We start from the raw sequence: 26,080 nt of genomic DNA, 5'->3' as shown, positions 1-26,080 counted from the left end.
TCACAACCCGGATAGTTTCCACGTCCATCTCAAGACGCTTCCGCTATCCAAATTACTTACTTCTTCCAGATTGTTAAAGAACGACAGCCGATACATCCTACGTACCGCTCTGACTGGCTCAATCGCCAATGACAAACACTCGAGCACCTCGAACGCTTGTCATTGAAGATTGGTGGAGGCAGACGGGATCGAACCGACGACCCCCTGCTTGCAAAGCAGGTGCTCTCCCAGCTGAGCTATGCCCCCATGAGTACAGATTTGCCTCAGGTACCTACCGCCAGACAATGGTGGGTCTGGTTGGATTCGAACCAACGACCCCCGCCTTATCAAGACGGTGCTCTAACCGACTGAGCTACAGACCCCTGAGTCTGTCTTTAAATTTACAGCCGATAAGCGTGAGCGCTCAATTTTGCGAGATAGCTCTGGAAAGGAGGTGATCCAGCCGCACCTTCCGATACGGCTACCTTGTTACGACTTCACCCCAGTCATGAATCCTACCGTGGTGACCGTCCTCCTTGCGGTTAGACTAGCCACTTCTGGTAAAACCCACTCCCATGGTGTGACGGGCGGTGTGTACAAGACCCGGGAACGTATTCACCGCGGCATGCTGATCCGCGATTACTAGCGATTCCAGCTTCATGCACTCGAGTTGCAGAGTGCAATCCGGACTACGATCGGTTTTCTGGGATTAGCTCCCCCTCGCGGGTTGGCAACCCTCTGTTCCGACCATTGTATGACGTGTGAAGCCCTACCCATAAGGGCCATGAGGACTTGACGTCATCCCCACCTTCCTCCGGTTTGTCACCGGCAGTCTCCTTAGAGTGCTCTTGCGTAGCAACTAAGGACAAGGGTTGCGCTCGTTGCGGGACTTAACCCAACATCTCACGACACGAGCTGACGACAGCCATGCAGCACCTGTGCGCCGGTTCTCTTTCGAGCACTCCCGCCTCTCAGCAGGATTCCGACCATGTCAAGGGTAGGTAAGGTTTTTCGCGTTGCATCGAATTAATCCACATCATCCACCGCTTGTGCGGGTCCCCGTCAATTCCTTTGAGTTTTAATCTTGCGACCGTACTCCCCAGGCGGTCAACTTCACGCGTTAGCTACGTTACTAAGGAAATGAATCCCCAACAACTAGTTGACATCGTTTAGGGCGTGGACTACCAGGGTATCTAATCCTGTTTGCTCCCCACGCTTTCGTGCATGAGCGTCAGTATTGGCCCAGGGGGCTGCCTTCGCCATCGGTATTCCTCCACATCTCTACGCATTTCACTGCTACACGTGGAATTCTACCCCCCTCTGCCATACTCTAGCCTGCCAGTCACCAATGCAGTTCCCAGGTTGAGCCCGGGGATTTCACATCGGTCTTAGCAAACCGCCTGCGCACGCTTTACGCCCAGTAATTCCGATTAACGCTTGCACCCTACGTATTACCGCGGCTGCTGGCACGTAGTTAGCCGGTGCTTATTCTTCCGGTACCGTCATCCCCCGGCCATATTAGGACCAAGGATTTCTTTCCGGACAAAAGTGCTTTACAACCCGAAGGCCTTCTTCACACACGCGGCATTGCTGGATCAGGCTTTCGCCCATTGTCCAAAATTCCCCACTGCTGCCTCCCGTAGGAGTCTGGGCCGTGTCTCAGTCCCAGTGTGGCTGGTCGTCCTCTCAGACCAGCTACTGATCGTCGCCTTGGTAGGCCTTTACCCCACCAACTAGCTAATCAGCCATCGGCCAACCCTATAGCGCGAGGCCCGAAGGTCCCCCGCTTTCATCCGTAGATCGTATGCGGTATTAATCCGGCTTTCGCCGGGCTATCCCCCACTACAGGACATGTTCCGATGTATTACTCACCCGTTCGCCACTCGCCACCAGGTGCAAGCACCCGTGCTGCCGTTCGACTTGCATGTGTAAGGCATGCCGCCAGCGTTCAATCTGAGCCAGGATCAAACTCTTCAGTTTAAACCTGTTACTGTTTTCGGTTCCGTTAAGAACCGGTCGCTCACTCAAAGCTGACAGGTATATGAATCACTTCATAAACCTGACTTACTTTAGTGTGAGACTCTTGATACTTTCGCTTTCTGATCCGAGGATCAGCTCGCGGCCATCAAGCGCCCACACTTATCGGCTGTTAATTTTTAAAGAGCATTTCTGCAAGAAACCTGGAGTTTCTCAGCAGCGCTGCGTTTTCAGCAGCAGAGAAGCGAGATTATGAACCGTCTTTTTCAGCTCGTCAACAACTTTCTGAACTGCTTCGTTGCGACGGCGGGGGTTCAACTTCGTGTGCGCCGGGGCTCTACAACCTGCCCTCGACCGCACCGCTTCTCTTCTTCCTCCGCGCTGCGTTTCCGTTAGCGCGAAAGAGGCGTGATTCTAAGCACCCACCCCGGTCTCCGCAACCCCTTTGTGAAAATATTTTGAAAAAGCCCCCGTGCGCGGCGGCGCACGGGGGCTTCGGCCTGACGCCCTGCATACCGCATGCTGCGCAAGGAGCCCGCGACGAATCCGGGGCGAGTCCTTCTTTCCACCTATCCTATACAGCAGATTGAATACGCCCTCTGTTCAACCGCGCTCCGTATTTGCCTCGCGCCGGACACAACCCCACGGCACAAACAAGAGAGCGCACGTCGTCGAGTATCATGCCGCGATCGAACAACGCACTCATACCGACGATGGACAGCACCACTCAATCCGGCGACGCCGATCTCCGCGATGAATACGCCGCGCTGCGCGAGCGCGCCGTCATGCTCGAAGAACAGGTCCCGCCGCTCCTGCAACGTATCTCGAATGTCCTGCCCCGCATCAGCGGTGTCTCCGACCTGGCGGACGAGCATCGTGAACGACTCGTCGGCGCGCGCAACTCAGCGATGGTCTCGATCGAAAACTATCAACAGGCAATCCCGTTCCTGCAGACGGCCGACTCGATCATCGAGCAGCTCGACAAAACGCCCGAGCGCGACGAGGACATCGAATGGCGCGAATCGCTGCTGCAGCGACTCGACGAACTGATCGACGTCGCGGTCGTGATGATCGACGATGCGCAAGGCTATTTCGAGCAAGCGGCTGCCTGCGATCTCTCCAGCGTGCCGAAGTCCATTCTCGAAGACTGAGCATCCCGGCCGAGAGGCGCGCGGTGCGTCAACTGCATATATGTTGCGTGTTGCGCACGCCAGCTGCCCCGCACATGCCGACCGGCTGTCACTGCTCGACACCTCGACATCGACATGTCCGATGCTTCTCCCGAAAGAGCTCACCTTCCTGTCGCGGGTTCACGCGTATCGGCCAGCCGCGGTCCGTGACTAGAGCGTATCGAGAACGATCGTCTCGCCGACGATCGGCACACGGATATACCCGCCTTCCGCATCGCCGTACGCGTGCGCGTTTCCGTCGATCACGTATTGCGCGGTCAATGCGCACAACGTCGCGTCCCGCGCGTCGACCGATCGCAGTGTCGACACGTCGATCCCGAGTTGGGTCAGCAATTGCCGGCGCTGGTTGCGTTTCTGCTTCGCCGAAGCAATCGCCTTGCCAAGCAACGCACAGGTAATCGCGTACGGATAAGTCTCGAAGCTCACGCGCCCGCCGGCATAGCGCGCGTCGGTCAGCAGCGGATAGGCGTCGGCCAGCGCGCGGTAGACGCGCTCTCCCATGAACATCCAGTCGAAGAAGCCCGACGTGCTGGCCACGGCCTGCTCGCGCGATGGCGTCGGAAAACACGAGATCCGTTCACGCGCGAGCGCCTGCTCGGCAGCCCGGCGTCCGCTGCCCGTCCACCAAAGGCTCGGTGCGTCGACGCCGACCGCCACCACGTCATGCTCGATACACAGTGAAGGCAGCGCTTCGGGCGCGATCCGCTCCTCGCGGCAAACGATCGTCGCGCCGCGCAAGATCACGAGATCGCATCGCTTCTTGTCGCCGCCCACGTCGACGCCCGCCACCGCGGGCAACGACCGTGCGACTGATCGGGAGCGGGATCGGGCCGCCTGCATGGCTGTGCGTCAGTCCGCCGGCCGCGCGTCATACGCGGCGTCGAAGATCCCTTCGAGGCCCGGATGCACGCCGCGCATCCGGTCGACGACCGACTTCGCCCAGTCGAAGTACGCCTGCTTGCGCTCGAGGGGCCAGTCCGCGGGTGGATGTCGCGCGATGTCACGCAAGTTGCAGATCTTGTCGGCGAGCTTCACGAGCTTCGCGCGCCGGCTGATGGTCGCCGCATGCTCGATCTGCAGGCGCTTGCGCTCGTCCTTCGGCAACGACTTGTCGTCGGTGACTTCCATCACGATGTCCGCGACGTCCTTGCCGAACAGCCGCAGCAACTCCTGCTCGGTGGTCTCCGTATCCTCGATCGTGTCGTGCAACACCGCCGCGACGATCACGCGCTCGTCCTCGATGCCGGCCTCGTTGGCCAGCACGGCGGCCAGCGCGATCGGATGGTTGATGTACGGCGATGCCTCATCGTCCTTGCGCCGCTGATTGCGATGCTTGTCCGCCGCGAACGCGATGGCAGCTACCAGCTTGTTCATGTTGATCCCTCGTGTGGCCGGACCCGCGACCGGGCTGAACCGGTCGCGTGCGTTTCGGAACCGCACATACTACCTGTACGCGATGACCATTCCCACATATCGGAACATCGGGCCGCGCGCCGTCATGCGCCGGCCGCCTCGCGCTCCAGCCCCACCACGTTCACCTGCGCGCCGAACACGTCGCGCACGAGCGGCAGCAGGTGATCGTGGTGCGTCAGAAACAGCACCTGCGTTCGCGTCGACAGATCGCGCAGTGCCTCGAGTCCCGCCTTCGCGCGCGCATCGTCGAAGTTGATGAACAGATCGTCGGCAACGAACGGCAGCGCGGTCCTGCTCGCGAGCTGCAATTCGAGCGCCGCGATCCGCAGCGCGAGGAACAACTGATCGCGCGTCCCTTCGCTCAGGCCGGCGACCTCGACCGACGTGCCCTTCGTGCGTCGCGCGTACAGCGCAGGCGGCGTCCGTTCGGTGTCGACGGTCAGCCGCGCGAATTCGCCCAGCGTCAGCCCCGCGAAAATCTCGCCCGCGCGGCGCAGCATCGGCCCCTGCTTCTGGTCGCGATAGCGATCGGTCGCCCACTTCAGCAGACGGCTCGCGGTCGCTGCTTCCAGATACTGTTCAGCCGCGTCGCCCATCGCGGCCAGCGCTTCCTGCCGCTTCGCCTCGGCCACGGCCGCGTTCGCCTGGCCGTCGATCGCGCCGAATGCCTGCTGGGCGACGACCTGCTGTTGCGCGAGCGCGTTCAGGCGCTTGCCGACGTCGTCGAGCGACTGCTTCACCGCCTCAAGATGCGCGGGCACGTCGGCGATGTCCTGTTCCGCGACCTCGGCCTCGACGGCCGACTGGGACAACCCGTCGCCATCGCGCACCAGTGCCTCCTTCGCGACATCGACGGCCTGTCGAAGCTGGCGCTGGCGATCCGATCGTTCGGCCAGCGGCAGCGCCGCGTCGATCGACGCGACGCCGGCCAGTTGCAGCAACGGCTGAATGCGTGCGTCCGCACCCGCCACCGCGGCGGCCGCGTCGGCGACCTTGCCGTCGGCCTGCCGCACCGCGTCGTCGGCACGATCGATTGCACGCGCGGTTTCCCGTGCGGCCGCCACGCGCATCGTCAATCGGCGCGCGACGTCCAGCCAGTTGCCGCTCGCCAGCCATTCGGGTTCGAGCGCTTCGGCCAGCCGCCGGGCACCGGCCTCGAGCGCAGCCAGCTCGGCACGAATCGCGGCGATCCGGTTGCGCGGCGCATCGGCGGCGGCCAGCTCTTCCGTCACCGCATTCGCGAGCCCGAGCGCCCCTTCCGCCGCAGCCAGCGTCACCGCGTTCGCGGACAGCTTCGCGTCGGCGAGCGCGTCGCGCCATTGTGCTTGCCACGCATCGTAGGCGGCCTGGGCCTGGCCCGCGCGCGAACGGGCCGTCGCGCATCCGCGTTCGGCTTCGCGCGCGCGGTCCTCGAGGCTGTCCTTCTGCGCAAGCGTCTTCTCCGCCGACTGCACGAACGTCTCGGCGATCGCGATGAGTGCCGCCAACCCGTCGGCGTCGCCGCCGCGCGAGACCAGGCGCAGCGCCGAACGCAACGCGGCTTCCGCGCCGGCGCGTGCATCGCGGATCGTCGCGAATTCGCGGCGCTGGCGGTCAAGTTCGAACTGCGCGGCAAACACCGTGTCGCGCTTCGCGAGCCAGTCGCCCATCGCCGCCAGCGGCATGCCGGGCACGCCGGCCGTCGTCGCCAATTCAGACCACACGTCGCGATGCACGGCGAGTTCGCGTTCGCGCTCGTCCATGGCCGACTGTCTGCGCATCAGCATGGCACGCGCGGATTCGACCTGTTGACGCAGTGATTGCAGCGTCGCCGCCGCTTGCGTGGCGCCGAGCTGCGCGTCGACGAGTTCGTCGGCGAGCCGGATCGCATCGTCGACGGCCGGCGCGCCCGTTGCCAGATCGACCACGCCGTTGCGGATGTCGCCCCACGCGCCGTCGCGACGCGCGCGCGCCGCCAGCACTTCGGCAGTCGTGACGACCTTGTGGGTCTCCGCGAAATGTCTCTCCTGCAGTTCGAGCCGCTCGTATTCTTCCTGCGCGCCGTCCCGTGCATCGCGCGCGGCGGCCGCCGCGCTCGCGCGCTCGCTTGCTTCGTTGAGCAGCGCACCGAGCCGCGCCGCCGACGGCACGTCGAGCACACGCAGCGCGTCGACCGGCCTGCGCCACTGGCCGAGCGCATCGAGCGCGTCGGCGAGCGTGCGCTCGGCGGCGGCAATGTCGCGCTCGAGCGCCAGTTCGCGCTGGCCGCTACCGCGAAAGCCCTGCGCATCGGCGAGCGCGGCACGAAGCACTTCCGGCACATCGACGGTAGACAGACGCGCGAGTTGTTCCTGCGCCTGCGCGAGTTCCTGCATGCGTTCGTCGAGCGATTCCCGCGCGCCGGCCAGCGCCTGATGCAGCGCGCCGTGGTCGCGCAAGAGATTCGCGACAGTCGTCAGCGACAGCGCGGTCGGCAATGCCGCGCGCAGCGACGCCTCGTCGATCGGCCAGCCGAGCTGCGCGGCCGCGGAGCCCGCGGCGGTCAGATGCCGCTCCACGTCCGCGCCGAGCAACAGCAGATCCTGAGCGTGATTCATGCATGCGCCGCGCAACCGGTCGAGCGCTTCGATGTCGCCTTCGAGCGCCAGCGCATCGGCGTCCGGATCGATCGCATCGCGCGCCTGGCGTTTCGCGAACAGGTCCGTGCGACGCTCCTCGAGCACCTTCTGTTCCGCCGCGAGATCGCCTTGCGCTTTCAGCAAGTCGGCATACGCGGTCGGCGGCAGCTCGACGACTGTGCCCAGTTCGGCAAGCGCCGCTTCCTTGATCGTCAGTTCCTTCAGGTATGGCGCCAGCCGCCGCACACGCTCGAGCTTCGAACGCAGCGCTTCGAGGCGGCGCTGCTCCACGCGCGCGTGCTCGATCTCCTGCTCGACCGCGTCGCGCGCCTCCTTGCGATCGACCCAGTCACGCGTGCGCACCTGGACCGCCTTCAGTTCGCCGACCGCTTCGTTGAACGACGTCTCGGCGTGCGCGAACGCGCTGCCGCTGCGTCGCGGCGCCCACAGCTCGCCCGCACGCGCGTCGAGCTCCTCGCGCACGGGCCCGAGGGTGCCGACACCCGCCGCCGATTCGAACAGCACCTGGCCGAGCTTGTCGGACGCATCGAGAATGCTCCGGCCGCCGTCGACGAGCCGCCCATGGTCGAGCCCGAACATCTGCTCGAAAAACTCGCGCGTCGCGCCGTCGAGGATGGCCGCGAGGTAGTCGTCCGGCAGCTTGTCGTCGGCGGGCGTGCGCAACGGGCTGCGCCCGCGGGCGCGATGAAATGCAAGCGCGCCGGTGCCCCCCTCCAGCACGCCGCCGATCCGCAGGTCGGGCGTCGCATGCAGGAAGTCGAGCGGCGTCTGCAGTTTCATCCCGAACAGCAGTTCCGACACGGCCGTCCGGATCGTCGACTTGCCGGCCTCGTTCGGCCCCACGATCACGTGAAAATCCTGTCCGGCCGACGGAAAGCGCAGCGTCTCGTCGGTGAACTTGCCGTACTTGATTAGATCGAGCTGGCTGATGCGCATCGCTTATTCCCCCCTCGCCAGCCGCGCGAGCAACGCGGGACCGACCTGCTCGACCAGCGCCGTGAGTTCGCCCGCGCGCGCCATCGTCAGCAGCGGCACCTCTTCCTTCACGTCGCTGCGCACCTTGCCGACGAACGGCTTCAGGTCGCGTTCGAGCAGCGCGAGAAAATCCGGATCGTGCGCGGCGTCGGCCAGAATCTGCTTCAGATCCTCCAGCGCCTCGAGCTGCTCGCTCTCGCCCTGCGGCTGCTCGGGCGCGGATGTCGCGAGACGGACCTTCTCCAGCCACAGCCGTTCGTTGCCGATGATGCCGATCTGATTCAGCACCTCCGCGCGCAATTGGGGCGCACGGCCGAAGAAAAGACCGTGCGCGGGCGTGCGCCCCGTGACCGTCACGCGCACCGCGCGCGGCACGTGACCGTCGACGGTCAACAGCGCCTCCAGCGACTGGCCGATCTTTCTCGACAGGTCGGCGACCGTGAAGCAATCGGATGCGTCGACCGACAGGGCTTCCCAGCGCAGCACGTCGAGGTACAGGCGCTCGACCTGCGTGCGCCCCTGCTCGACCGTCACGAGCACCGCGCCGCGGCGGCCCGTCTCGCGGATATGGCGACCCTGCAGGTTGCCGGGAAACACGACGGTCGACGGCCCCGACCATTGCTGGAACTCGTGCACGTGGCCGAGCGCCCAGTAGTCGTAGCCCTTCGCGTGCAGTTCCGCCAGCGTGCACGGCGCATAGTTCGCATGCGCCGCATAGCCTTCGAGCGCGGTGTGCAGTACGCCGATGTTGTAATGGCCCGGCACGGGATCCGGATAGCCGATCGCGAGATTGTCGACGACGGCCTTGTCCTTGAAGCTCTGCCCATGCAGCGCGACGTCGAATTCCGGCAGCCGATGGGTTTCCGGCTTGCGATGGCCGAACACGGTGACGTTGTCAGGCAAGGTCAGCTTCTTCGTCATCTCGCTTTCGGCATCGTGATTGCCGCCGAGCACGAATGCGCGAATGCCGGCCTTGCGCAGGCGCCCCATTTGCTGGCCGAAGAAAATGCCGGTGTTGTGGTCCTTCCAGTCGCCGTCGTACAGGTCGCCGGCGATCACGAGGAACGCGACCGCCTCTTCGATCGCACGATCCACGAGCTGCCGCAGCGCCTCGCGCGACGCGTTGCGCAACTGCGCGGCCGGCGCGTCGGGATACGCGCTCAGGCCGTGCAACGGGCTGTCAAGATGAATGTCTGCCGCGTGGATGAACTTCACGAAGATTCCTCTGTTTCAGGACGAAGGGGCGATGTCGACAAGCATTGTGCGCCGTCGAGCGACGCAACGCGGGCGAGGTACGAACCGGACCGTCGCCGTTGCATCGTCGCGATGCAACGCTCGTCCAGGCGATGATGCCACCTGTCGCCAGCGGGTCGGGATGGTACCTGAAAGCGGGCGTCGGGAAGGTGCACGACTCCACGCCCTCAATCCGCGCGTGATCGCGCAGCCTCGACGAACCTGCGCCCCGAAACACGGCGGTCGCGATGCCTCGGATGATCTTCTGAAGTCGACGGCTGACGGCACCCTCGACATTCGTCCCGTGCGTGTCACTCGCGGCGCGGCGCGGGTCGCGGCGCAAAGCCGTCGTCGTTGCCCGGGAACGGATTCGCATTGCGACGCAACGCTTCCTCATCGCTTTCCTTCTGTGCGAACAGCGCAACGCCGATCACGCCGACGTTCGCCGTATCGCCGTACTTCGAATTCGCGACGTAGCTGTCGGGCACCGACGCGAAGCGGAACGCGGCGACTTCATCGCGGCTCTTGCGGAAGCCCTCGATCGTCAGCGTACGGCCCGGATACAGCACGTAGCCACCGTTCGCATAGCTGCCCGGCCGCCCCGACAGCACGTCGAGCCCGTCGACCGTCGACACGACCTCGAACGCGCGGCGCCCCTGGTTGCGCAGCACGATCATATAGCGTGCGCCTTCGACACCCGCCATGTGCCAGCGGCCGTCGCTGCGCGCGAGACGCAGCGGCGCGCCTTTCTCGTCCGTGAACGACAACGCGATGTCGCCGTTCGCGAGCGCGACGCGCGTCGGCAACCGGCGAATCCGCGACGCGGGCGGATGCCCGGGCAGTGCATCGTTGTAGTAGACCGACGCGAGATCCGTCGGCGTCGTCGGATCCGCGCGTTTGAAATCGACCTTGCGGGTTTCGGAATGCACCGACTCGCCCCACGCGGTGCCGAGCCCGCGACGTTCGCCGGCATCCTGGCTGGCCGGTGCGCTCGCCGAAGTCGGGGGCGGCGACGCGCACGCCGCGAGCCACAGCACGCAAGCGAGCGCGAGAAGACGGAACAGGATGGTCATGATCGTGATGCCTCGGAATGTTATCGGACCACGCCGGGCAGGCCGGGGCGGCACTTTGGAGTCGTCTGTCGTCACGATGCCGCTCGGACATGCTTGCCTGAATCGACCTGCGCCGCCCGAGGGCGGCCCGGCGATCGGGAGCCTCGCTATTTAAGCACGGTGAGCAAGCAATGGGCAGAGGGTGTGCGGACCGCCTGTTTCGATCCACGGCACACCAACGCGACCACGATGCGCGGCGCGCCCAATGAAAAAAGCCCGGCCCGCATCGAAGCGGGCCGGGCCTTGGCGGGAAGCGTATCGCTTACAGCGCGCCGCCTTGTGCCGACGCCGAACCCTTCACGCCGACCGAAGCGCCGCCCTGCACCGCGTTCGTCGCGCCCTCGAGCGCTTCGCCGGCCTTTGCCTTCGCGCCACCGGCGACATCACCCGCCGTCGATACCGCGCCTTGCACGTGGCTCTTCGCGGAGTTCGCGACATGCTTCACGTGCGACTTCGTCGCGTGCACGGCCGATGCCGCGGCATCCTTCGCCGAGCCGGCGGCCGAGCCGACTGCCTGCGTCGCGCCACCGACCGCGTTGCCCGCTGCCGAGCCGACGCCGCCAACCGTCTTGCCCACGCCGTTCAGCGCACCGCCGACGAGATTGCCTGCGCCCGAACCCGAGCCCGCGGCATTCGCGCCTGCACCTGCCTGCACGCCCACACCACCGCCGAGCAGCGGCGTCTGGACTTGTGCGCCGACGCCGGCGGAACCTTCCGCGCCCGTCTGCGCCGTTTGTGCGAAAGCAGCCGATGCGATTGCCGTCAGCGCGGCACCAAGCAGAATCGTGCGAATCTTGTTCATGGTCATTCTCCCCAAAGACGTTGTTGCTGCGGGCCGCCGTCATGCGGCTGGTCGCATGCCTCGCCGCGACGTGCGGCAGGTGGAGCTAATGTAGCCGCGCCAACGTCCAAAACCATCGAATTGCGGGGACTGTTACTTCAGTTGCAAATGCTGACGATTGACTCACACTGTTTGACAAACATCGCGCTCGGCGCGTGATTGGCGTCGCTCGATGGCATGAATCGGCGCACGAAGTATCTGCTAGCACGGAAAGCGACCATTCCTGTAGGCGTCCCAAAGAACGTGTGTCGGCCAGCCGTCGGTGCAGCCAGATAATCGGCTTCTCGCGATCAGCTCGATGTCGTCGGACATGCACGCCGGGATCGCTGTCGATTTTGTCGAATGCCATCATCCAGCAGACGTCGAACGGCTCCGCCTCGCGGCTGGTCAGCGCGCGACCGCAATCGACATCACAGAGTAAATCGAAAAATCCCGGCCACTTGCCACGATGCGTGGTCGTTCTGTTCGTCGATCGTTGCTGCCATGCGCCGCCTTCATGTTCCATGTCGGTGACGCGCAGCGCCGTGCCCGCTTCGAACCGCAGACCGGCACGATCATCGGCGACTTCGAGCTGCGCGGCCGCTTGCCTGGCTGCACGCGAGCGGCTTTCACGCAGCCGACCTGAGTCCACACGTGCTGCGCAACACATATGCGCGCCGCCCGTTGCTCGACGGACATCCGCATGCCGATGTCAGCGCGATGCTTGGTCTCGCCAGCTTGTGAACGGTTACGCGAATCCGGCTGACGCGGGCACCCGATGCGGGCGCCGATCGCGCACGCGAGAATGCTGATCGGCGTTGTGCACGCAACGACGTGCGGTCAGTCCTATTCGCCCTTGTTCGACTGGATCAGCCGCAGAATGCGGGTGTCATACGGCGACTGAATGACTTCCGCGATGCGGATGTCGGTTGCGGCAGGATGCAGCGGATTCAACAGAAAGTTATGCGCGTGCGGCACGACGACGCTCGGGACGCGCAGCAAGGCGCTCGGTTGCGTATGCAACCACTCGGTCCCGGCACTGCGGGTCCAGTCGACGTTCTCTCGCCAGTCGGCCGGCGCATCGCCATCCGCGATCTCGGCAACGTCCACCGATTCAGGCACCTCGATGCGAAGCAACTGGTATCCGCTCGGCAATTGCGCGACGGTGGCGATTTCGAAGTGAACGAGCGTCTCGAGCAGCGCGAGCGCCGGATGCTCGGCGAGGTAGACGACGGGCTGCCCGGCAAAATGCCAGCGCCCGCCGGCCCGCAATCCGCCGACGCCTTTCAGGTCCGCGTAATTGCTGATCCGCCACAGCGTCGTCAAGCGAAGTACCCCTCGTCGATCTGCGTGAGGGCTTCTTCGACGAGTCGCGCGCCATGCTCGGTACTCGACATGTCGAGCGACGTGCGTCCGCCGAAGCGCTGGAGCCCGTTGCGCAGCCACGCCATCGCCTTGTCCTGGTCGCCGAACGTGGCCGTCGCCTGTGCGACGATGCGCGCCAGCCGGATCGCCTTGTCGGATTCCTCCGGTGACAGGCGCTCGTGCGCCTGGCGGCGATGGCTCAGCGTGCGCCGCGGGATGATGAAAGCGAGTTCATCGGACTTCAGGCCGCGCTCCGACAGCCGGTCGATCACCGCGACGTCGACGCGCGCGCTCGCCAGCTCGGCGAGATCGGCGCCCGAGCGCACGCGAATCGCGAGCAGCTGCTCGAGGATCGTGAACTCGGCCTGGCGCGGGTGCGCGACGCCCGACGGATGAAACGCGATCGTACTCATGGCTCTTCTCCGGCAATTTGCCCAATCATTATAGGCGTTTTGCCGAAGACGGGCGAATTCGGTCGGTGGCCGCCCCGACGGCCGGCAGTTCTTGGTGGCGGCGAAGCGGCTTCCCTGCTCGCGGCCCTGCCCCCATCACGCGTGGTTGAAGATTCGCCGTGGAGCGGAAATCGCGAAATCACGTATATCAAACCGCTCGCTGACGTCATGAAGTTGTCACGTAACAATTTTTCTGATGAATAACCATCGGCAGAGCGGCACCTGCCCTGTCTCAATTGCAACGCGATTGGGAAAGCGAATTTTCGTGCCCGCCATCGATACTTCGTTATCCGATTCGATTTGGCCATCTACTGAACGGGATCGGCGTACGGTCGCCCTCCCGGAGCGCGCCCGCCCATCGGTTCTGCGCCAACATGCCTTGCGAATCATCCGGTCCGCCGACGATGCTGCGCCAACTGCAACCCGCGACCGCCATCATGCACACCAACAATCATCAGACAAACCCCCATTTCTCCCTTGAATCGTTTACCCAGTTGCAATAATTATTCGCTGGAACGTGTATTCCCGACCGGTATCGCGATCGCTACGATGCAATCAACCGCTCAACGTAACCAGCGAAGCGCGAAATCTACGAAAACCGGAGGTCACCATGAAGTCGTTCATCTACGCAGTCGCCGCTGCCGCTGCCCTGTCCGCATCCCTTGGCGCATTCGCTCAGTCGAACCCATCGGACCAACTGACGCGCGCTCAGGTCCGCGCAGAACTCGTCCAGCTCGAACAGGCCGGGTACAAGCCGGAAGTGTCCGACGTCCACTATCCGAATGCGCTGCAGACCGCGCAGGCACGCGTGACGAACAGCGACTCGACGGGTTACGGCGCACAGGCTGCGGCCGGCGTGCGTACTGGCCGCGCGATCGCGGTCAAGCAGAACGCTCACGACTCGGTCTATTTCGGCCAGTAAGACCGCCGCACGCTGCGCATACCGCGATACGCCCGCTGCCGACGAAGCACCCCGCTCCCGTTCACCGGGGCGGGGTGTTTCGCTTTCGGTGCACGCGACATGCGCGCTGCACGCAGCCCAACCGACGCGTGGGCGCGGATCGGCCGCCGCAACGCGCCGTTCACGCAGACCGCCGGCGTTTGCGCATAGAATGGCCGCGTGGTCGGCGCCGGCCGAAGCGAACGCGAGCGAAGCCTCGACTCACCGGGCATACCCACTCGCTGGCCGATCCGATGCCGCACTCATCGCATTTTTCGAAAAGGAGCGGTTTCATGTCTCAAACATCCGGTTCCATGATCACGTTTCGCCGTCCGGACGGCCAGGAACTGCAGGGCTACCTCGCCACGCCGGAAAAGACCGAAGGTGCACCCGCGGTCGTCGTCATTCAGGAGTGGTGGGGCCTGAATGACCAGATTCGCGGCGTCGCCGATCGCCTCGCGCGCTGCGGCTACATTGCGCTCGTGCCCGACCTGTATCGCGGCAAGTCGACCGTCGAGGAGGAAGAAGCGCATCACCTGATGACGGGCCTCGATTTCGGCGATGCGGCATCGCAGGACATTCCCGGCGCGGTGCAATACCTGAAGACGCGCGCGTCGCGCGTGGCGATCACCGGCTTCTGCATGGGCGGCGCTCTCACGCTGCTGTCGCTGCAGTTCGCCGATGCGGACGCCGGCGTTACCTGGTATGGCTTCCCCCCGCTCGACTACCTCGATCCGTCGAAGATCAAAGTGCCGCTGATGGGCCACTGGGGCACGCAGGATGCGTTCTTCGCGATCGACCAGGTCGATGCGCTGGAAAAGAAGCTGACCGACGCAAAGGTCGACGTCGAATTCCACCGCTATCTCGCGCATCACGGGTTCGCGAACGAAACGGCTGTCGGCCCGGGCCGCATCGGCGGCACGCAGTTCGATCCGGTGTGGTCGCAGATCGCGTGGGATCGAACGCTCACGTTCTTCGGGCGCACGCTCTGGGACAAGCAGCAGTAATATCGCAGCGGATCTCCACCGCTGCTGAGCTGCGATGCACATGAAGCGAACGCCACGGCCTTGCAGCCGTGGCGTCGTCGTTTTATGGAGCGAATGCGTTATGCGACCGTCTCGCGCGTCACGGGTTCGACACCGAAGCGCACGACGGAATGTGTGTGCCACGGCCGGCTCCGCAATACACCACCGTTTCGAAAACTCGGCCGCGCCCTCGCCATCAAGTTCGGTATGCAAAATATCCTGCACGGCCAAACGTCGATTCACGGACCGCGTCTGCGAGTGCCGGGTCATTCGACCCGTCACTCGTTGTCCACCTTCGCTCAGGACTCGCAGGAACCGCGCAGCGCCGCCTCGTCGGCGGACAGCATTTCGGGCACGCATTCGCGCAGGAAATCGACGAACGTGCGGATCTTTGCATCGAGGTACTGGCGCGACGCATACAGCGTGTAGACCGTCAGCTTCTGCAGCCGGTACTCGGGCAACACGCGAACCAGCGCACCGCTCGCCAGTGCAGGCACCGCGGTCGACATCGGCAATGAGCCGATCCCGAGGCCGGCGCGCAATGCGGCGCCGAGCGCATCGGCGATATTGACCTGAAAATCCGGCAGCGGCAGTTCGAACGTCTCGCGACCATCAGGGCCGTCAAGATGCCACCGGTCGCGCGGAAAGATCGGCGTGACGATCTGCAGGCACGCATGCGATTCGAGATCGCGCACGGTGCGCGGCGTGCCCCGTTCCTTCAGGTATGCCGGCGACGCACACAGCACGCTGTGCACATCGCCGAGCCGCTGCGACACCAGTCCCGAGTCGGGCAGCTCCGTCGCACTCAATTGGAGCGACACGTCGTAGCCTTCGTCGATGATGTCGGGCACGTGCTGCGACAGCGTGAGCTCGACGGCCACCGACGGATAACGCTGCCGGTATCGCACCACCGCCGGTACCAGGTAGGCCTGACCGAAACTGGTCGTCGCATGCACATGCAAGCGGCCCGACGGCTTCGCCTGCGCGTCGGCCGCCTCGGCTTCCGCTTCGTCGATATAGCCGAGGATGCGCTGGCAGCGGTCGAGATAGCGCTGTCCGGCATCCGTCAATGCGATGCGGCGCGTGCTCCGGTTGAGCAGACGGGTGCGCAGGTGCGTTTCGAGTTGCGCGACCGAGCGCGATGCGTAGGCGGTGGTGATGTCCAGGCGCTGGGCCGCGCTCGTGAAGCTGCCCTCCTCCGCCACCCGGACGAAAATGCGCATCATCTGTAACGTGTCCATCGACATGTCCCCGGGATTGAAATCGCCTTGCAGCGGCGCCCGCCCCGGCACGTTCCGGTCTGGCGCGAATTGTGCGGAACAGTACCGCAGCGGTGCAGACGTGTCCAGTTTGCCGTGCGCCGCATTGGCGGGCGATCGTTCATGCGGCGCCGCATGTCGAAGGACGACCGGCACCGGATCGTTGCAGGCCGCATTGCGGCCTGCCGGGGCACACATCGCGCGTGTAGCGTCACGCTCAGATCGGGTCGAAGGGATTGCGCAGCACGATCGTGTCGTCGCGCTCGGCGCCGGTCGTGATCATCGACACGGACACGCCCGCGATCGTCTCGACGCGCGCGATGAAATCCCGTGCGGCACGCGGCAACGCCGCGCGCTCGCGTACACCCTTCACGGTGCCGTCCCATCCGGGGAACGTTTCGTAGACGGGCGTTGCGCGCGCCTGCGCATCGACGCTCGCGGGCAGATAGTCGACACGTGCGCCGTCAAGTTCGTAGCCGACGCACAGCTGGATTGACTTGACGCCGTCGAGCACGTCGAGCACGTCGAGCTTGGTGAGCGCGAGTGAATCGATGCCCGAAATCCGCACCGCCTGCCGCAACTGCGCGGCGTCGAGCCATCCGCAGCGGCGCGGCCGGCCCGTGTTGACGCCGAACTCCTGGCCACGCGCGCGCAGCGCTTCGCCGGTGGCGTCGGTCAGTTCGGTGAGGAACGGTCCGCCGCCGACGCGTGTCGCGTACGCCTTGGTCACACCCAGTACATGGCCGAGTTTGGACGCGCCGAGGCCCGTGCCGGCCGCCGCGGCCGATGCAACAGTGCCCGACGACGTCACGAACGGATACGTGCCCCAGTCGATGTCGAGCATCACGGCCTGCGAGCCCTCGAACAAGATGCGCTCGCCGCGGTCGTTCGCGTCATTGAGGTCGGCCCACACGGGACGCACGAACGGCAGGATCTTCGGCGCGATGTCGACCAGCGTTGCCAGCATCGCGTCGCGCGAGCACGGCTCGAGCCCCAGGCCGCGGAACCATGCATTGTGGTGATCGACCAGCACGTCGAGCTTATCGGCAAGCTGGCACGGCTCCGCCAGATCGGCGACCCGCAGCCCGCGGCGCCCGACCTTGTCCTCGTAAGCTGGCCCGATCCCGCGCAGCGTGGTGCCGATGGGTTCGCGACGTAGACGCTCCTGCGCCTGGTCGATAACACGGTGAATCGGCAGGACCAGCGTGGCGTTCTCCGCGATCGACAGATTGTCCGGCGTCACTGACAGCCCGAGCTGGGCCATGCGTCCGATCTCGGCCAGGAGTGCTTCCGGATCGAGCGCCACGCCGTTGCCGATCACACCGCGCTTGCCGCGCACGATGCCGCTCGGCAGCAGCGCGAGCTTGTACGTCTTGTCGCCGACGACCAGCGTATGCCCCGCGTTGTGGCCGCCGTTGTAGCGTGCGACGAGATCGGCCTGCGCCGCCAGCCAATCCACGACGCGTCCCTTGCCTTCGTCACCCCATTGGGCGCCCACCACCACCACGTTCGGCATGCTCCATACTCCATGTGAGAAATCCAGACATCCATTCCGGCCGCATTGGCCGTTTGTGTGCCATATTGGCGGAGCAGGATCACCCGATCAAACGATTAAATCTGAGCAGTCGTGTGAATAAATTTCACGCGAAACGATGCATGGCCCGACGACTCCCTCCATTGAATTCGCTGCGCGCGTTCGAAGCCGCGGCCCGCCTCGGCAGTTTCACGCTCGCCGCCAACGAGCTGTGCGTGACGCATGGCGCGATCAGCCGGCATGTTCAACAACTTGAGGCATGGCTTGGCCGACCACTGTTCGAGCGCCACAACCGGCGCGTCGAACTGACCGACGCCGGTCGCATGTACCTTGCTGAGGTCGGTGCGTCGTTCGACCGGATCGCGCTCGCCACCGCGCAGCATTTCGGCCAGGGGCAGCAGCGCGTGCTGCGCGTCAGCGCGCCCGCGACGTTTTCGCTTCGCTGGCTCGTGCCGAAGCTGTCGTCGTTCCAGGTTGCGCATCCGGCCATCGAGGTGCGGCTGTCGACGTCGAACGAGCCCATCGAGAAGTTGCGCGACAAGGTCGACCTGATCGTCCGCGGCGGCCCGCAGGCGATCGACGGATATGTTGCCGAAGAGTTTCTATCCGAAATCCGGCTGCCCGTATGCGCGCCGAAGCTGCTCGAGGGTCGGCCGTTGCGTACGCCGGCCGATCTCGCCGGCTTCACACTGCTGCATGCGGCGACGTACCCCGGTATGTGGCCCGAGTGGCTCGCGGCGGCCGGGCACGCGAATCTGGTGCCGCGGCATTCGCTCACGCTCGAGCATTTCTATCTGACGCTGCAAGGCGCGCTCGACGGCCTCGGCGTCGCAATGGGGCCGATCGCCCTCGTTGCGGACGACATCGCCGAAGGCCGGCTGGTGCAGCCGTTCAGCGAACCGGCACTACCGCCGTGGCGCTATTTCACTTACGTGGCGGCTGCACGCGCGGAAGACGAAGCCGTGCGGGCATTCAAGGACTGGCTGAAAGCAACGGGGAACGCAACGGCGGATGCGCGGCGCTGATCAAGCCGGTATGTCGGCGACAGTCGTTGCGCAATGCGCACCAGCTCGATTGGTGCGGGTTTCATGTGCCTTTGCGCGGAGTGGTATTGCTCGCGAATGATCGCTTCTCGCCTCGTGATTCATCTAACGATCTGTTGTAATCCGTAGGATTCCTCTTAGACTGAACAAGCAGAATTGGGCGTGTCGCTCAAGGAGCACAGGAAGACTAAACGAATCGAGTTGGCATTCACCTCACCAAGAAACAAAGGATATCGAATCAATTGACTCGGATATCACGCCTCCATGGTGACCGGTCGCGCATCGCGTTTCGGCAGCAGAAACGACAAACCCCGGCTCGTGCCGGGGTTTGTCTCGTGGGGGGAACGCTTATTGGCTTGCGCCAGCGGCTTCGCCCGCCTTCTTCTCAGCGTTCTGCAGATTCTGCGGATAGTTCGGATCGTTGGCCGCCGGCTTGTAACCAGCGTCTTCGAGTTTCTTCAGTTCGGCGTTGTTCTTCGCACGCGCTGCCTTGTGTTCGGCTTTGCGTTTTGCCCGTGCTGCCTTGCGTGCTTCACGTTTCGCGGCTTTCGCATCCGATGCGGCGGATGCGGCCGGTGCACTGGCGTCGGTCTGCGCGAACACCGGAGCGGCGGAGCCGAAGAGGAACGCGGCTGCCGTCGCAGCCAGCGTCAGTTTTTTGATCTGGATTCGCATCGCTGAACTCTCTTTTCTGATTGGTCACGGAGTGAAAGCACATCGAGATACCGCCCCTGCCCCTGGTCGGTCTTCATGTCGCGGTCAGGGCCTTTGCATCATAACCGCGTTGAAAAAAATGTGGCGCCATCATGCATACATTGTTGGGAATACGCGTATGGGGCGTCGTATCGTCATGTGTTCCGCGCACGTCCGCCCCGCGTTTCGCAGGGGCCAGGTGATGCATCGTGCTCGGGAATCACGCAGCGTGCACGACCGCCGCAACCGTGTAACGAAGCGGATCGTTCCACCGATACGGTGCAGATTGCCGATGAGGATGAGATCGATTTCGGTGCTTTACGCACTCGCGCGACGCCGACTGTTTCACCCGTGGAATCTGCTGCTCGCGCAACGCGATCGTCGCCTCATGAGCGGGATATGCAACGGAATCGCGAACCTGTGCGCCATGTTGCGATTCGCTGTCGCGCGAACGACGGTTCCTCCCATAAACGACCACGCTTCATTCTGTACCGAGCCTGCCGCATTTCCCGCACGTCGACACAATGCGAACGATCGGGTAACCGATCGTCGCACGCGTGGCTACCTGTTCGGTTCTATTCGTCGCCAGATGTGGGAGATGACGTTTGCGGGTAGAGACGACCTCCGCCGCTCAAGGTGAACGCTTCGATAGGCATTTGTTCACGATTGGCACGGGCACCACGCTAATGGTCGTATGAGCGAATGCGCGACGCTAGTCATCGTACCGACGTCGCGAAGAGTCTCGAGTCTATGCGGCAAGGACGGCGACACACCAGGCGCTGCGCGCGTGCCTCACAGCTTTTCCATCGGATGACTGCATCTGGTGCGGGGGCGTCGCGTGCATGGTTTGTTCGTCCGACAGACGCCTTGTAGGTGAGCTTTTACAGGAGGCGGTAACTTCGGGCGGTGAGAATTTTCGGGATTCGAGCACGGGTTCGATGAGGGTGAGCCATATTGATGGCGCCAGCTTCACGTTCGAGGCAGTTGCCAGGATTGTTGTTATCTAGCGGCGCGGTTGGCGTCTCGCTCGGCACAGCGATGGGTTTTCGTCGCGCCGGTCGAGACACAGTGGCAATTCCGATGCCGGTTCAAAGGTAGAAAACCGCGACGGAGAGTGACCGGTGCAAGAGCCAGCCCATTTCGTCTGTGCACGGGTCATGGAGCAGAAAGCCCCAGACAGACCAACACGTGACAGTCGAAGACTTTTCCACGGAAGCACCGACTCGAACGCTAAAAAAACCGCTTGAGAATGAATTCCAATGATTTCTCACTGCCATGACGAGAACCGGCGGCACTCCCTTGTTGGCCGCAGCGTCCGTAGTCTGCGGGTAATCCCGGATGGGAAACATACCGCTGGGGGCCCTTTTTCGATCCCATAAATGGGAACCTGGGGACTGAAAGCGGGGATTTCCTCCCATAAGTTTCTACGTTTGAGTGTTTGTTAGTAGGTACTCACCTTCATGGGGAGCCTTGCCAGGCCTCGGACGCTTGCAAAATAAGGCCGAGATTGAGGGTCCCACAGGCATTAGGCCCAGAATTGCTGTGCTCGTCGAGCCTCACCGGTTCGCTTTGGTAGCGGTTTATGGGGTTGCTTTTTCTGCACAGGCACACGTGTGTTTACATCTTTGGTAAACCACGTTTACTTCTTTAACTACTTTTAGACGGCTCACAGCCTTGTCTGGCAAGGGTTTGACAGGTGTTCGGTACCCATTTATGGGGGCACAGGCGGAAGGGTATGGGGTTTCAGGTCTGTGGATTTGGGGAATCGGGTACCGCGCTGTGGGAAATGGGGGTTGTGGATATGGGGCACGCGTAGCCTGCTATGGGATTTTGGCCCAAAAACGCCTCAGGTAACCTTTTATGGGGGGAATCTATTGGTACCCATTTATGGTGCGTCCTTGCTGTTTCGTCTACGGTGGCGGGCACAGCATTTCATGTGGGGTTGCCGGTTATGGGATGGATTCCAGGTAGTCATTTATGGGTGCCGTCGCGGACAGAATGATCTAGTCCTGCTTGTCCCCTCGGAACTGGGGTCCCATAAACAGTATCAGGCCGGCGGAAAGGTGACCTTCTGTGGGGAAATCCCAAGGTAGTCATTCATGGGAGGTATTTTCGGTTGCCGAGCGCAGATGAAGGCAAAACGCCGAGTTGGAGGATCGGGATAGGTAACCATTCATGGGATGTGCTAAAGGTAGTGTGTTATGGGGGAATGCAGACCGTGTTGCAGGGCACCACGAATCGAGTTCAGCGATCCCGTTCTTCCGGATTATTTCCCATGAATGGCTACCTTCAGTTGGGCAAGTCCCGTGCCGGATTCTGGCTACAGACCACACAGGTAGCAGGTTTTGGGAGCTGATTTTGGCGGAAAGGTATATGGATATGGGGTTCCGCACAAATCGTAAAAATGGAATTTTTCCTTTTAAGACGCGGTGTTATCGGCGATATTGGAAGTGATACTGGAGAAGAAGGCATTGCCCGATAACTCGAAAAGGTATAAAGTCCGCCATCAATACGGTCACCTTCTCCGGACATCACGATGCCGCGCAAGCCCGCAATCAAAGGCTCCGACAAGCAGGTTTCGCTATTTCAGACGCCCGAGCCCCCCGATCTGCTGCGCAAGGCGGTCCAGGCAATTCATATCGCTCCGAAGTCCGGAAAGATCGGCCTGCAGCAGCGCAAGATGTTCAGCTCGCTGATCAAGAACGCCCTTCGTCAGGAAGCGTTCGAACCCGGCCGGACCAGCTTCTCGATCTCGATCGCCGCGCTGTCGCACGAGAGCGGGTTGAACAGCAACAACACGAAGTATGTGAAGGATACGGTCAACTCGCTGATCAGTACCGTCGTCAACTGGGACTACCTTGCCGCGGATCGCTCGACGGTGTGGAAGGCGTCGGGCCTGCTCGCCGGCGCCGAGCTCGAGCAATCGGTGCTGAAGTACAGCTTCTCCGACCAGATTCGCAGCGAGCTACTCAATCCGGAAATCTACGCGCTCATCGATATGCGGATCGCGCGCGAGTTTCGGCGTTCGCACTCGCTTGCCCTTTGGGAAAACACGGTGCGCTACGAGGGGATCGGCATCACGGCAAAGATCCCGCTGCCGAAATTCCGCGACCTCATTCTCGGTCAGGACAAGGCGTCGCAGTCGTACAAGGAGTACAAGCTCTTCAAGAGCAAGGTCCTGGTGCCGTGCATTCAGGAGGTGAACGAAGTTTCCGACCATACGCTCGAGCTGATCGAACACAAGTCAGGTCGCAGCGTGGAGGCCGTACAGTTCAAGGTGACGCGCAAGCAGAGCGCGGATACGGTCGAGGAAGGCGACGTCAAGAACGAAGCACTCGTTGACGAGGTCGCCAAGTTCGGCATCCCGCGTTCGGAAGCGCGCCGGTTGATCACGCAGTACGGTGTGCAGCGCATCAAGGCGGCGATCGCCTATACGCTCAATCGGACTACGAAGAAGAACGCAGCGCCGGTCGACAACGTGGCCGCGTATTTCCGCAAGGCGCTGACGCACGGCTATACGTTGGCCGACGGTCAGGGGACCGAAACGGCCGCGCCGACAAAGGAATCCAGGCAGAGCAAGCAGGAACAGATTCGCGACAAATACCTGGCGGCGAAGGTCGATGAAGCCGGCGCGTATTTCCGCGAGCTGGAGATCGACGACCAGACCAAGCTGATCGAGCGCTACAACGAAACGGTGGCCGGTTCGAAGGATCTCACGCTGTCGCCGAAGAAGAAGGCGAGTAAGCTGGCGCAAACCAGCTTCTTCCGATGGTTGGCGCTCGATACCTGGGGCGAACCGACCTCGGACGACTTGCTGGAATTCCTGCTGAAAAGCAGCCTCGCGACCAACTGATCAAGGCCTCGCAGCCTGCCATGCGCCGTGCACCGGACTTCATCCGGCCGCGCGGTGCCATGCAGGTGCGAGGCCTTTGCTTTGGTCGCCTTCTCTTATTTTTGCGCGGCTACCGCCAGATCAGCGACGTATGCGTCGATCACGCTCTTGAGCCGGTCGGCGAGCGCTTCCTGGTGGGACGCATCGACCCCCTTCAGTTGCAGATCCAGACGCCCGTCCGGATAGGTCTTCAACTGGCCGATCGCGCGTGACTCAAGCGCGAAATCGTGGCGAACGCTGTAACGCGTGCGCCCGGTCTTCTTGTTGCCGTCGCTCTGTGCGCGCAGGAAATTCTCGAGGTCGCGCACGGACTTTTTCCGGTCGATCACCGCCGTGAGCAGACGGTCGGCAGCTGGTTCGCCCAGGCGCTCGAAAATTAGTTTCAGGAAGTACGCGGCCTGCAGCCCGACCACATCGTTCGCGCTGGCCATCCGTTCGAGCAGTGTGTTCGGCAGTGCGTTCAGCGACAGTGTCTTGCTGATCGATGCCTTGTCCTTGCCGATTTTCTCCGCGAGCGTGTTCTGGTCGGGGAATACCTTTTCGTCGAGGAGACGCTTCCATGCGACTGCATCGTCGAAGATGGTCTGGCGTTCGTGGTCGTGGTTGGCGCGATACGCGATCGTGTAGAGCTGCTCGGGCGTGTGGTCCGTGCGAAACGTCGCGTTGATCGTCTCGTCGCCGTTGATGCTCGTCGCGCGCAAGCGGCGTTGCCCGTCGATCACGACGAGCTTGCCGGGAAATTCCGGAAGACGCGTGACCTTGATCGGCTCGATCTGCCCTTCCCGCTTCAGCGTCAGTGCGAGTTCGTGCAGGCTCGACTCGGAATAGAACACGCGCGGGTTGAACGGGTTCGGGATGCAGTCCTTGACCGCAACCTTCTGCGGCGCGCCGAGATCGAGCGCGTCGGATGGGGGGACGGCGGTCGAGATGACGGGGGTTGTGGCTTCGACGGGAGGATTCGACGCGGGCGTCGGCTCGGGCAGGCGCGTTTCCAGCGCTGCGTTTTCCTGTGCGAGCCCGCGCAGCAAGCCTGCTGCGAGATGCAGGTTGCCGGTCGGCTTCTTGTCTTTCGATGTGTCCTTAGCCATGAGCGGCTCCCGTAGCGCGCGTCGACGCGATGTATTGGGCCATTTCGGTGACCAGTCTCTCGATTTCCGCGCGGGCTTCCTTCAGTCCCTTCAGGTATCGATTGTGATGATGGATCGTGGTGCCGAGGGCAAATGTCTGCCGGTAGACCTCGCGTTGCGCAATCTGACTGTCGAGCAGATGCTCCCCTATTTCTTCAGCCCTTAGAATTTTTAAAATTTCTTCTCGCATTTTAGTTTTTCCATTGACGCTATTCAGCATCAGCGCGGAAGACAAATTCGGGTTACGAACAGCACGCATCGATTCGATCATACGAATCATCGCGACGGTGCTGTACAGGTCGGCCGGCGATGGGGACAGCGGCACGAGGCAGAAGTCGGCGACTTCGAGCACGGATGCGATGCGCGGGTCTTCGAGGTTGCCGGGGCAATCGACGACGATCACATCGAAATTTGCATCCTGCTTCTTGATCTCGCCGCCGATGCCACGGCCGGCGGGGGCCAGCGACAGAACTGTCATCGGCAGCGTATTTTCGCCGCTCGTCACCCATCTGACCGACGTGCCTTGAGGGTCGGCATCGATCAAGGCGACCTTGTTGCCGCCCGCCTCGAAGGCTGCAGCAATATTGACGGAGATGGTGGTCTTTCCAGTACCACCTTTTTGATTACTGACGGCGATCTTGAAAGCCATTAAATTCCTCCAAGGAGTTTTGCGTAATATATGCAGATATTGCTAAAAAGTCCAGAAAAGTATTGGATGAACAGAAGGATTTTCGGATAGATGTTGTTGTCACGTGACAAGCTAATCAAATGGATAGAAAGTTACTTGTAATTCGAACGCGAATGAGAAATAAAACATATGACATTCCATTCGAGATGGAAGGTGCTAATGACTTCAGTGTCGATAGTGACCATGGGTCACAGTGCTGATCCCGAATGCGGTCTCGCCATCGTTGGAAATTCCGGCGCAAGTTGGCAATCGGCTTGTGAACCGCTCTGGGCTGCGTCGGGATCTAAAGTTGTCACGTGACAAGCCGATTTGGCGGGTTAGAGCCCCAAATGCTGCTGGGTGGGAAGCATGCAGACACGACGCGAGATGGTAATGCCGACAATTTCTTCTTCCTCGATTCTCGTTACGGCGCCCTGCGTTCAGATATGACGGCTGGCACTGGCACTGGCACTGATGCGGGTTGTTACGTGACAACGCACCCAAGCGTTGATTTTGGGCACCCATCTCTTGCCTTAGCGTAACTACTGTAGACGGTACGGGTGCGAAGAAATCCGTGCAATATATGAGTTGGTCGTGTTCGATTGGGTCCAGGTCACTTTTGCGCAAACCATCGGGTTGTTGTCACGTGACAACCGTTATGGACGGATGCCGGGGTGGGGGTCTTGACACCGATGCCGTATCTTCAGTGTCGCCCTATGAGGAGGTGCTGGATTAGCCGGGGATATGTCAGCGATCGATGTTGGTC

At 62.6% G+C, this 26,080-nt stretch carries 19 protein-coding genes, 2 tRNA genes, 1 rRNA gene and 1 pseudogene; 6 read left to right on the top strand and 17 right to left on the bottom strand.

Going from position 1 to position 26,080, the window contains the following annotated elements:
- Window positions 1-170: 170 nt before the first annotated feature.
- From WS87_RS33060 to WS87_RS33050, 3 genes are all read right to left on the bottom strand, one after another.
- Window positions 171-246, bottom strand: a tRNA-Ala gene (locus WS87_RS33060).
- 39 nt (window positions 247-285) lie between these two features.
- Window positions 286-362 (bottom strand) — tRNA-Ile (locus WS87_RS33055).
- A 64-nt stretch (window positions 363-426) separates the two neighbouring features.
- Window positions 427-1,959 (bottom strand): 16S ribosomal RNA (locus WS87_RS33050).
- Between the two features lie 710 nt (window positions 1,960-2,669).
- On the opposite strand from WS87_RS33050, the gene WS87_RS33045 reads away from it, so the two are divergent.
- Window positions 2,670-3,107, top strand: coding sequence for an ATPase (locus WS87_RS33045; protein WP_236873292.1), 438 nt, complete (start codon window positions 2,670-2,672; stop codon window positions 3,105-3,107).
- Window positions 3,108-3,296: 189 nt separating this feature from the next.
- Here the strand turns inward: WS87_RS33045 and WS87_RS33040 are convergent, their stop codons facing one another.
- The 7 genes from WS87_RS33040 to WS87_RS34435 form a co-directional block, all read right to left on the bottom strand.
- The gene (locus WS87_RS33040; RefSeq protein ID WP_059820733.1) at window positions 3,297-3,986 is read right to left on the bottom strand and encodes a DUF429 domain-containing protein; all 690 of its coding nucleotides are present in this window, start codon (window positions 3,984-3,986) and stop codon (window positions 3,297-3,299) included.
- A 9-nt stretch (window positions 3,987-3,995) separates the two neighbouring features.
- Complete coding sequence (locus WS87_RS33035) at window positions 3,996-4,520, bottom strand: HD domain-containing protein (protein ID WP_059699304.1); 525 nt, start codon at window positions 4,518-4,520, stop codon at window positions 3,996-3,998.
- Window positions 4,521-4,642: 122 nt separating this feature from the next.
- Window positions 4,643-8,113, bottom strand: a complete 3,471-nt coding sequence (locus WS87_RS33030; RefSeq protein ID WP_059820734.1) for an ATP-binding protein — start codon at window positions 8,111-8,113, stop codon at window positions 4,643-4,645.
- Window positions 8,114-8,116: 3 nt separating this feature from the next.
- Window positions 8,117-9,367, bottom strand: a complete 1,251-nt coding sequence (locus tag WS87_RS33025; RefSeq protein WP_059530856.1) for a metallophosphoesterase family protein — start codon at window positions 9,365-9,367, stop codon at window positions 8,117-8,119.
- 329 nt (window positions 9,368-9,696) lie between these two features.
- Window positions 9,697-10,458, bottom strand: coding sequence for a hypothetical protein (locus tag WS87_RS33020; protein ID WP_059820735.1), 762 nt, complete (start codon window positions 10,456-10,458; stop codon window positions 9,697-9,699).
- A gap of 301 nt (window positions 10,459-10,759) precedes the next feature.
- Complete coding sequence (locus WS87_RS33015) at window positions 10,760-11,299, bottom strand: hypothetical protein (RefSeq protein WP_059530850.1); 540 nt, start codon at window positions 11,297-11,299, stop codon at window positions 10,760-10,762.
- An 85-nt stretch (window positions 11,300-11,384) separates the two neighbouring features.
- Window positions 11,385-11,969, bottom strand: coding sequence for a hypothetical protein (locus tag WS87_RS34435; protein WP_236873291.1), 585 nt, complete (start codon window positions 11,967-11,969; stop codon window positions 11,385-11,387).
- Between WS87_RS34435 and WS87_RS34430 the strand changes: the two are divergent.
- Window positions 11,930-12,058 (top strand): annotated as a pseudogene (locus WS87_RS34430) (tyrosine-type recombinase/integrase); the annotation flags it as partial. The gene WS87_RS34435 and the pseudogene WS87_RS34430 overlap by 40 nt on opposite strands.
- 105 nt (window positions 12,059-12,163) lie before the next feature.
- On the opposite strand, the gene WS87_RS33000 reads toward WS87_RS34430, so the two are convergent.
- On the bottom strand, window positions 12,164-12,643 hold the full coding sequence (locus WS87_RS33000) for an RES family NAD+ phosphorylase (protein WP_059820736.1): 480 nt from the start codon (window positions 12,641-12,643) through the stop codon (window positions 12,164-12,166).
- Window positions 12,640-13,095, bottom strand: a complete 456-nt coding sequence (gene parS, locus WS87_RS32995) for a type II RES/Xre toxin-antitoxin system antitoxin (RefSeq protein ID WP_006753033.1) — start codon at window positions 13,093-13,095, stop codon at window positions 12,640-12,642. Before parS ends, WS87_RS33000 begins: the two co-directional genes overlap by 4 nt.
- Before the next feature lie 649 nt (window positions 13,096-13,744).
- On the opposite strand from parS, the gene WS87_RS32990 reads away from it, so the two are divergent.
- Window positions 13,745-14,056 (top strand): DUF4148 domain-containing protein, encoded by a 312-nt coding sequence (locus WS87_RS32990; RefSeq protein ID WP_059697418.1) that lies wholly within the window; start codon window positions 13,745-13,747, stop codon window positions 14,054-14,056.
- Between the two features lie 311 nt (window positions 14,057-14,367).
- Window positions 14,368-15,081 (top strand): dienelactone hydrolase family protein, encoded by a 714-nt coding sequence (locus tag WS87_RS32985; protein WP_059820737.1) that lies wholly within the window; start codon window positions 14,368-14,370, stop codon window positions 15,079-15,081.
- A 317-nt stretch (window positions 15,082-15,398) separates the two neighbouring features.
- Here the strand turns inward: WS87_RS32985 and WS87_RS32980 are convergent, their stop codons facing one another.
- Together WS87_RS32980 and WS87_RS32975 are read right to left on the bottom strand one after the other, a co-directional pair.
- The gene (locus WS87_RS32980) at window positions 15,399-16,340 is read right to left on the bottom strand and encodes a LysR family transcriptional regulator (protein ID WP_059697535.1); all 942 of its coding nucleotides are present in this window, start codon (window positions 16,338-16,340) and stop codon (window positions 15,399-15,401) included.
- A gap of 235 nt (window positions 16,341-16,575) precedes the next feature.
- Window positions 16,576-17,874, bottom strand: coding sequence for an adenylosuccinate synthase (locus WS87_RS32975; RefSeq protein ID WP_059820738.1), 1,299 nt, complete (start codon window positions 17,872-17,874; stop codon window positions 16,576-16,578).
- Window positions 17,875-18,014: 140 nt separating this feature from the next.
- On the opposite strand from WS87_RS32975, the gene gcvA reads away from it, so the two are divergent.
- Window positions 18,015-18,917 (top strand): transcriptional regulator GcvA, encoded by a 903-nt coding sequence (gene gcvA / locus WS87_RS32970; RefSeq protein WP_059820739.1) that lies wholly within the window; start codon window positions 18,015-18,017, stop codon window positions 18,915-18,917.
- A 366-nt stretch (window positions 18,918-19,283) separates the two neighbouring features.
- Here gcvA and WS87_RS32965 read toward each other — a convergent pair whose 3' ends face one another.
- The gene (locus tag WS87_RS32965) at window positions 19,284-19,610 is read right to left on the bottom strand and encodes a hypothetical protein (RefSeq protein WP_044848822.1); all 327 of its coding nucleotides are present in this window, start codon (window positions 19,608-19,610) and stop codon (window positions 19,284-19,286) included.
- A 2,554-nt stretch (window positions 19,611-22,164) separates the two neighbouring features.
- On the opposite strand from WS87_RS32965, the gene WS87_RS32960 reads away from it, so the two are divergent.
- On the top strand, window positions 22,165-23,481 hold the full coding sequence (locus WS87_RS32960; protein WP_059820740.1) for a replication initiation protein: 1,317 nt from the start codon (window positions 22,165-22,167) through the stop codon (window positions 23,479-23,481).
- A 95-nt stretch (window positions 23,482-23,576) separates the two neighbouring features.
- Here WS87_RS32960 and WS87_RS32955 read toward each other — a convergent pair whose 3' ends face one another.
- Window positions 23,577-24,608: a ParB/RepB/Spo0J family partition protein gene (locus WS87_RS32955; protein WP_059820741.1), complete on the bottom strand. Its 1,032-nt coding sequence runs from the start codon at window positions 24,606-24,608 to the stop codon at window positions 23,577-23,579.
- The gene (locus WS87_RS32950; RefSeq protein WP_006759638.1) at window positions 24,601-25,296 is read right to left on the bottom strand and encodes a ParA family protein; all 696 of its coding nucleotides are present in this window, start codon (window positions 25,294-25,296) and stop codon (window positions 24,601-24,603) included. Before WS87_RS32950 ends, WS87_RS32955 begins: the two co-directional genes overlap by 8 nt.
- Window positions 25,297-26,080 lie beyond the last annotated feature (784 nt).

It is taken from the genome of Burkholderia sp. MSMB0856, assembly GCF_001524645.2.
GTDB classification, from domain to species: Bacteria; Pseudomonadota; Gammaproteobacteria; order Burkholderiales; family Burkholderiaceae; genus Burkholderia; species Burkholderia diffusa.
The sequence above is the reverse complement of the archived record's forward strand: the minus strand, read 5'-3'. Positions and strand labels throughout refer to the sequence as shown.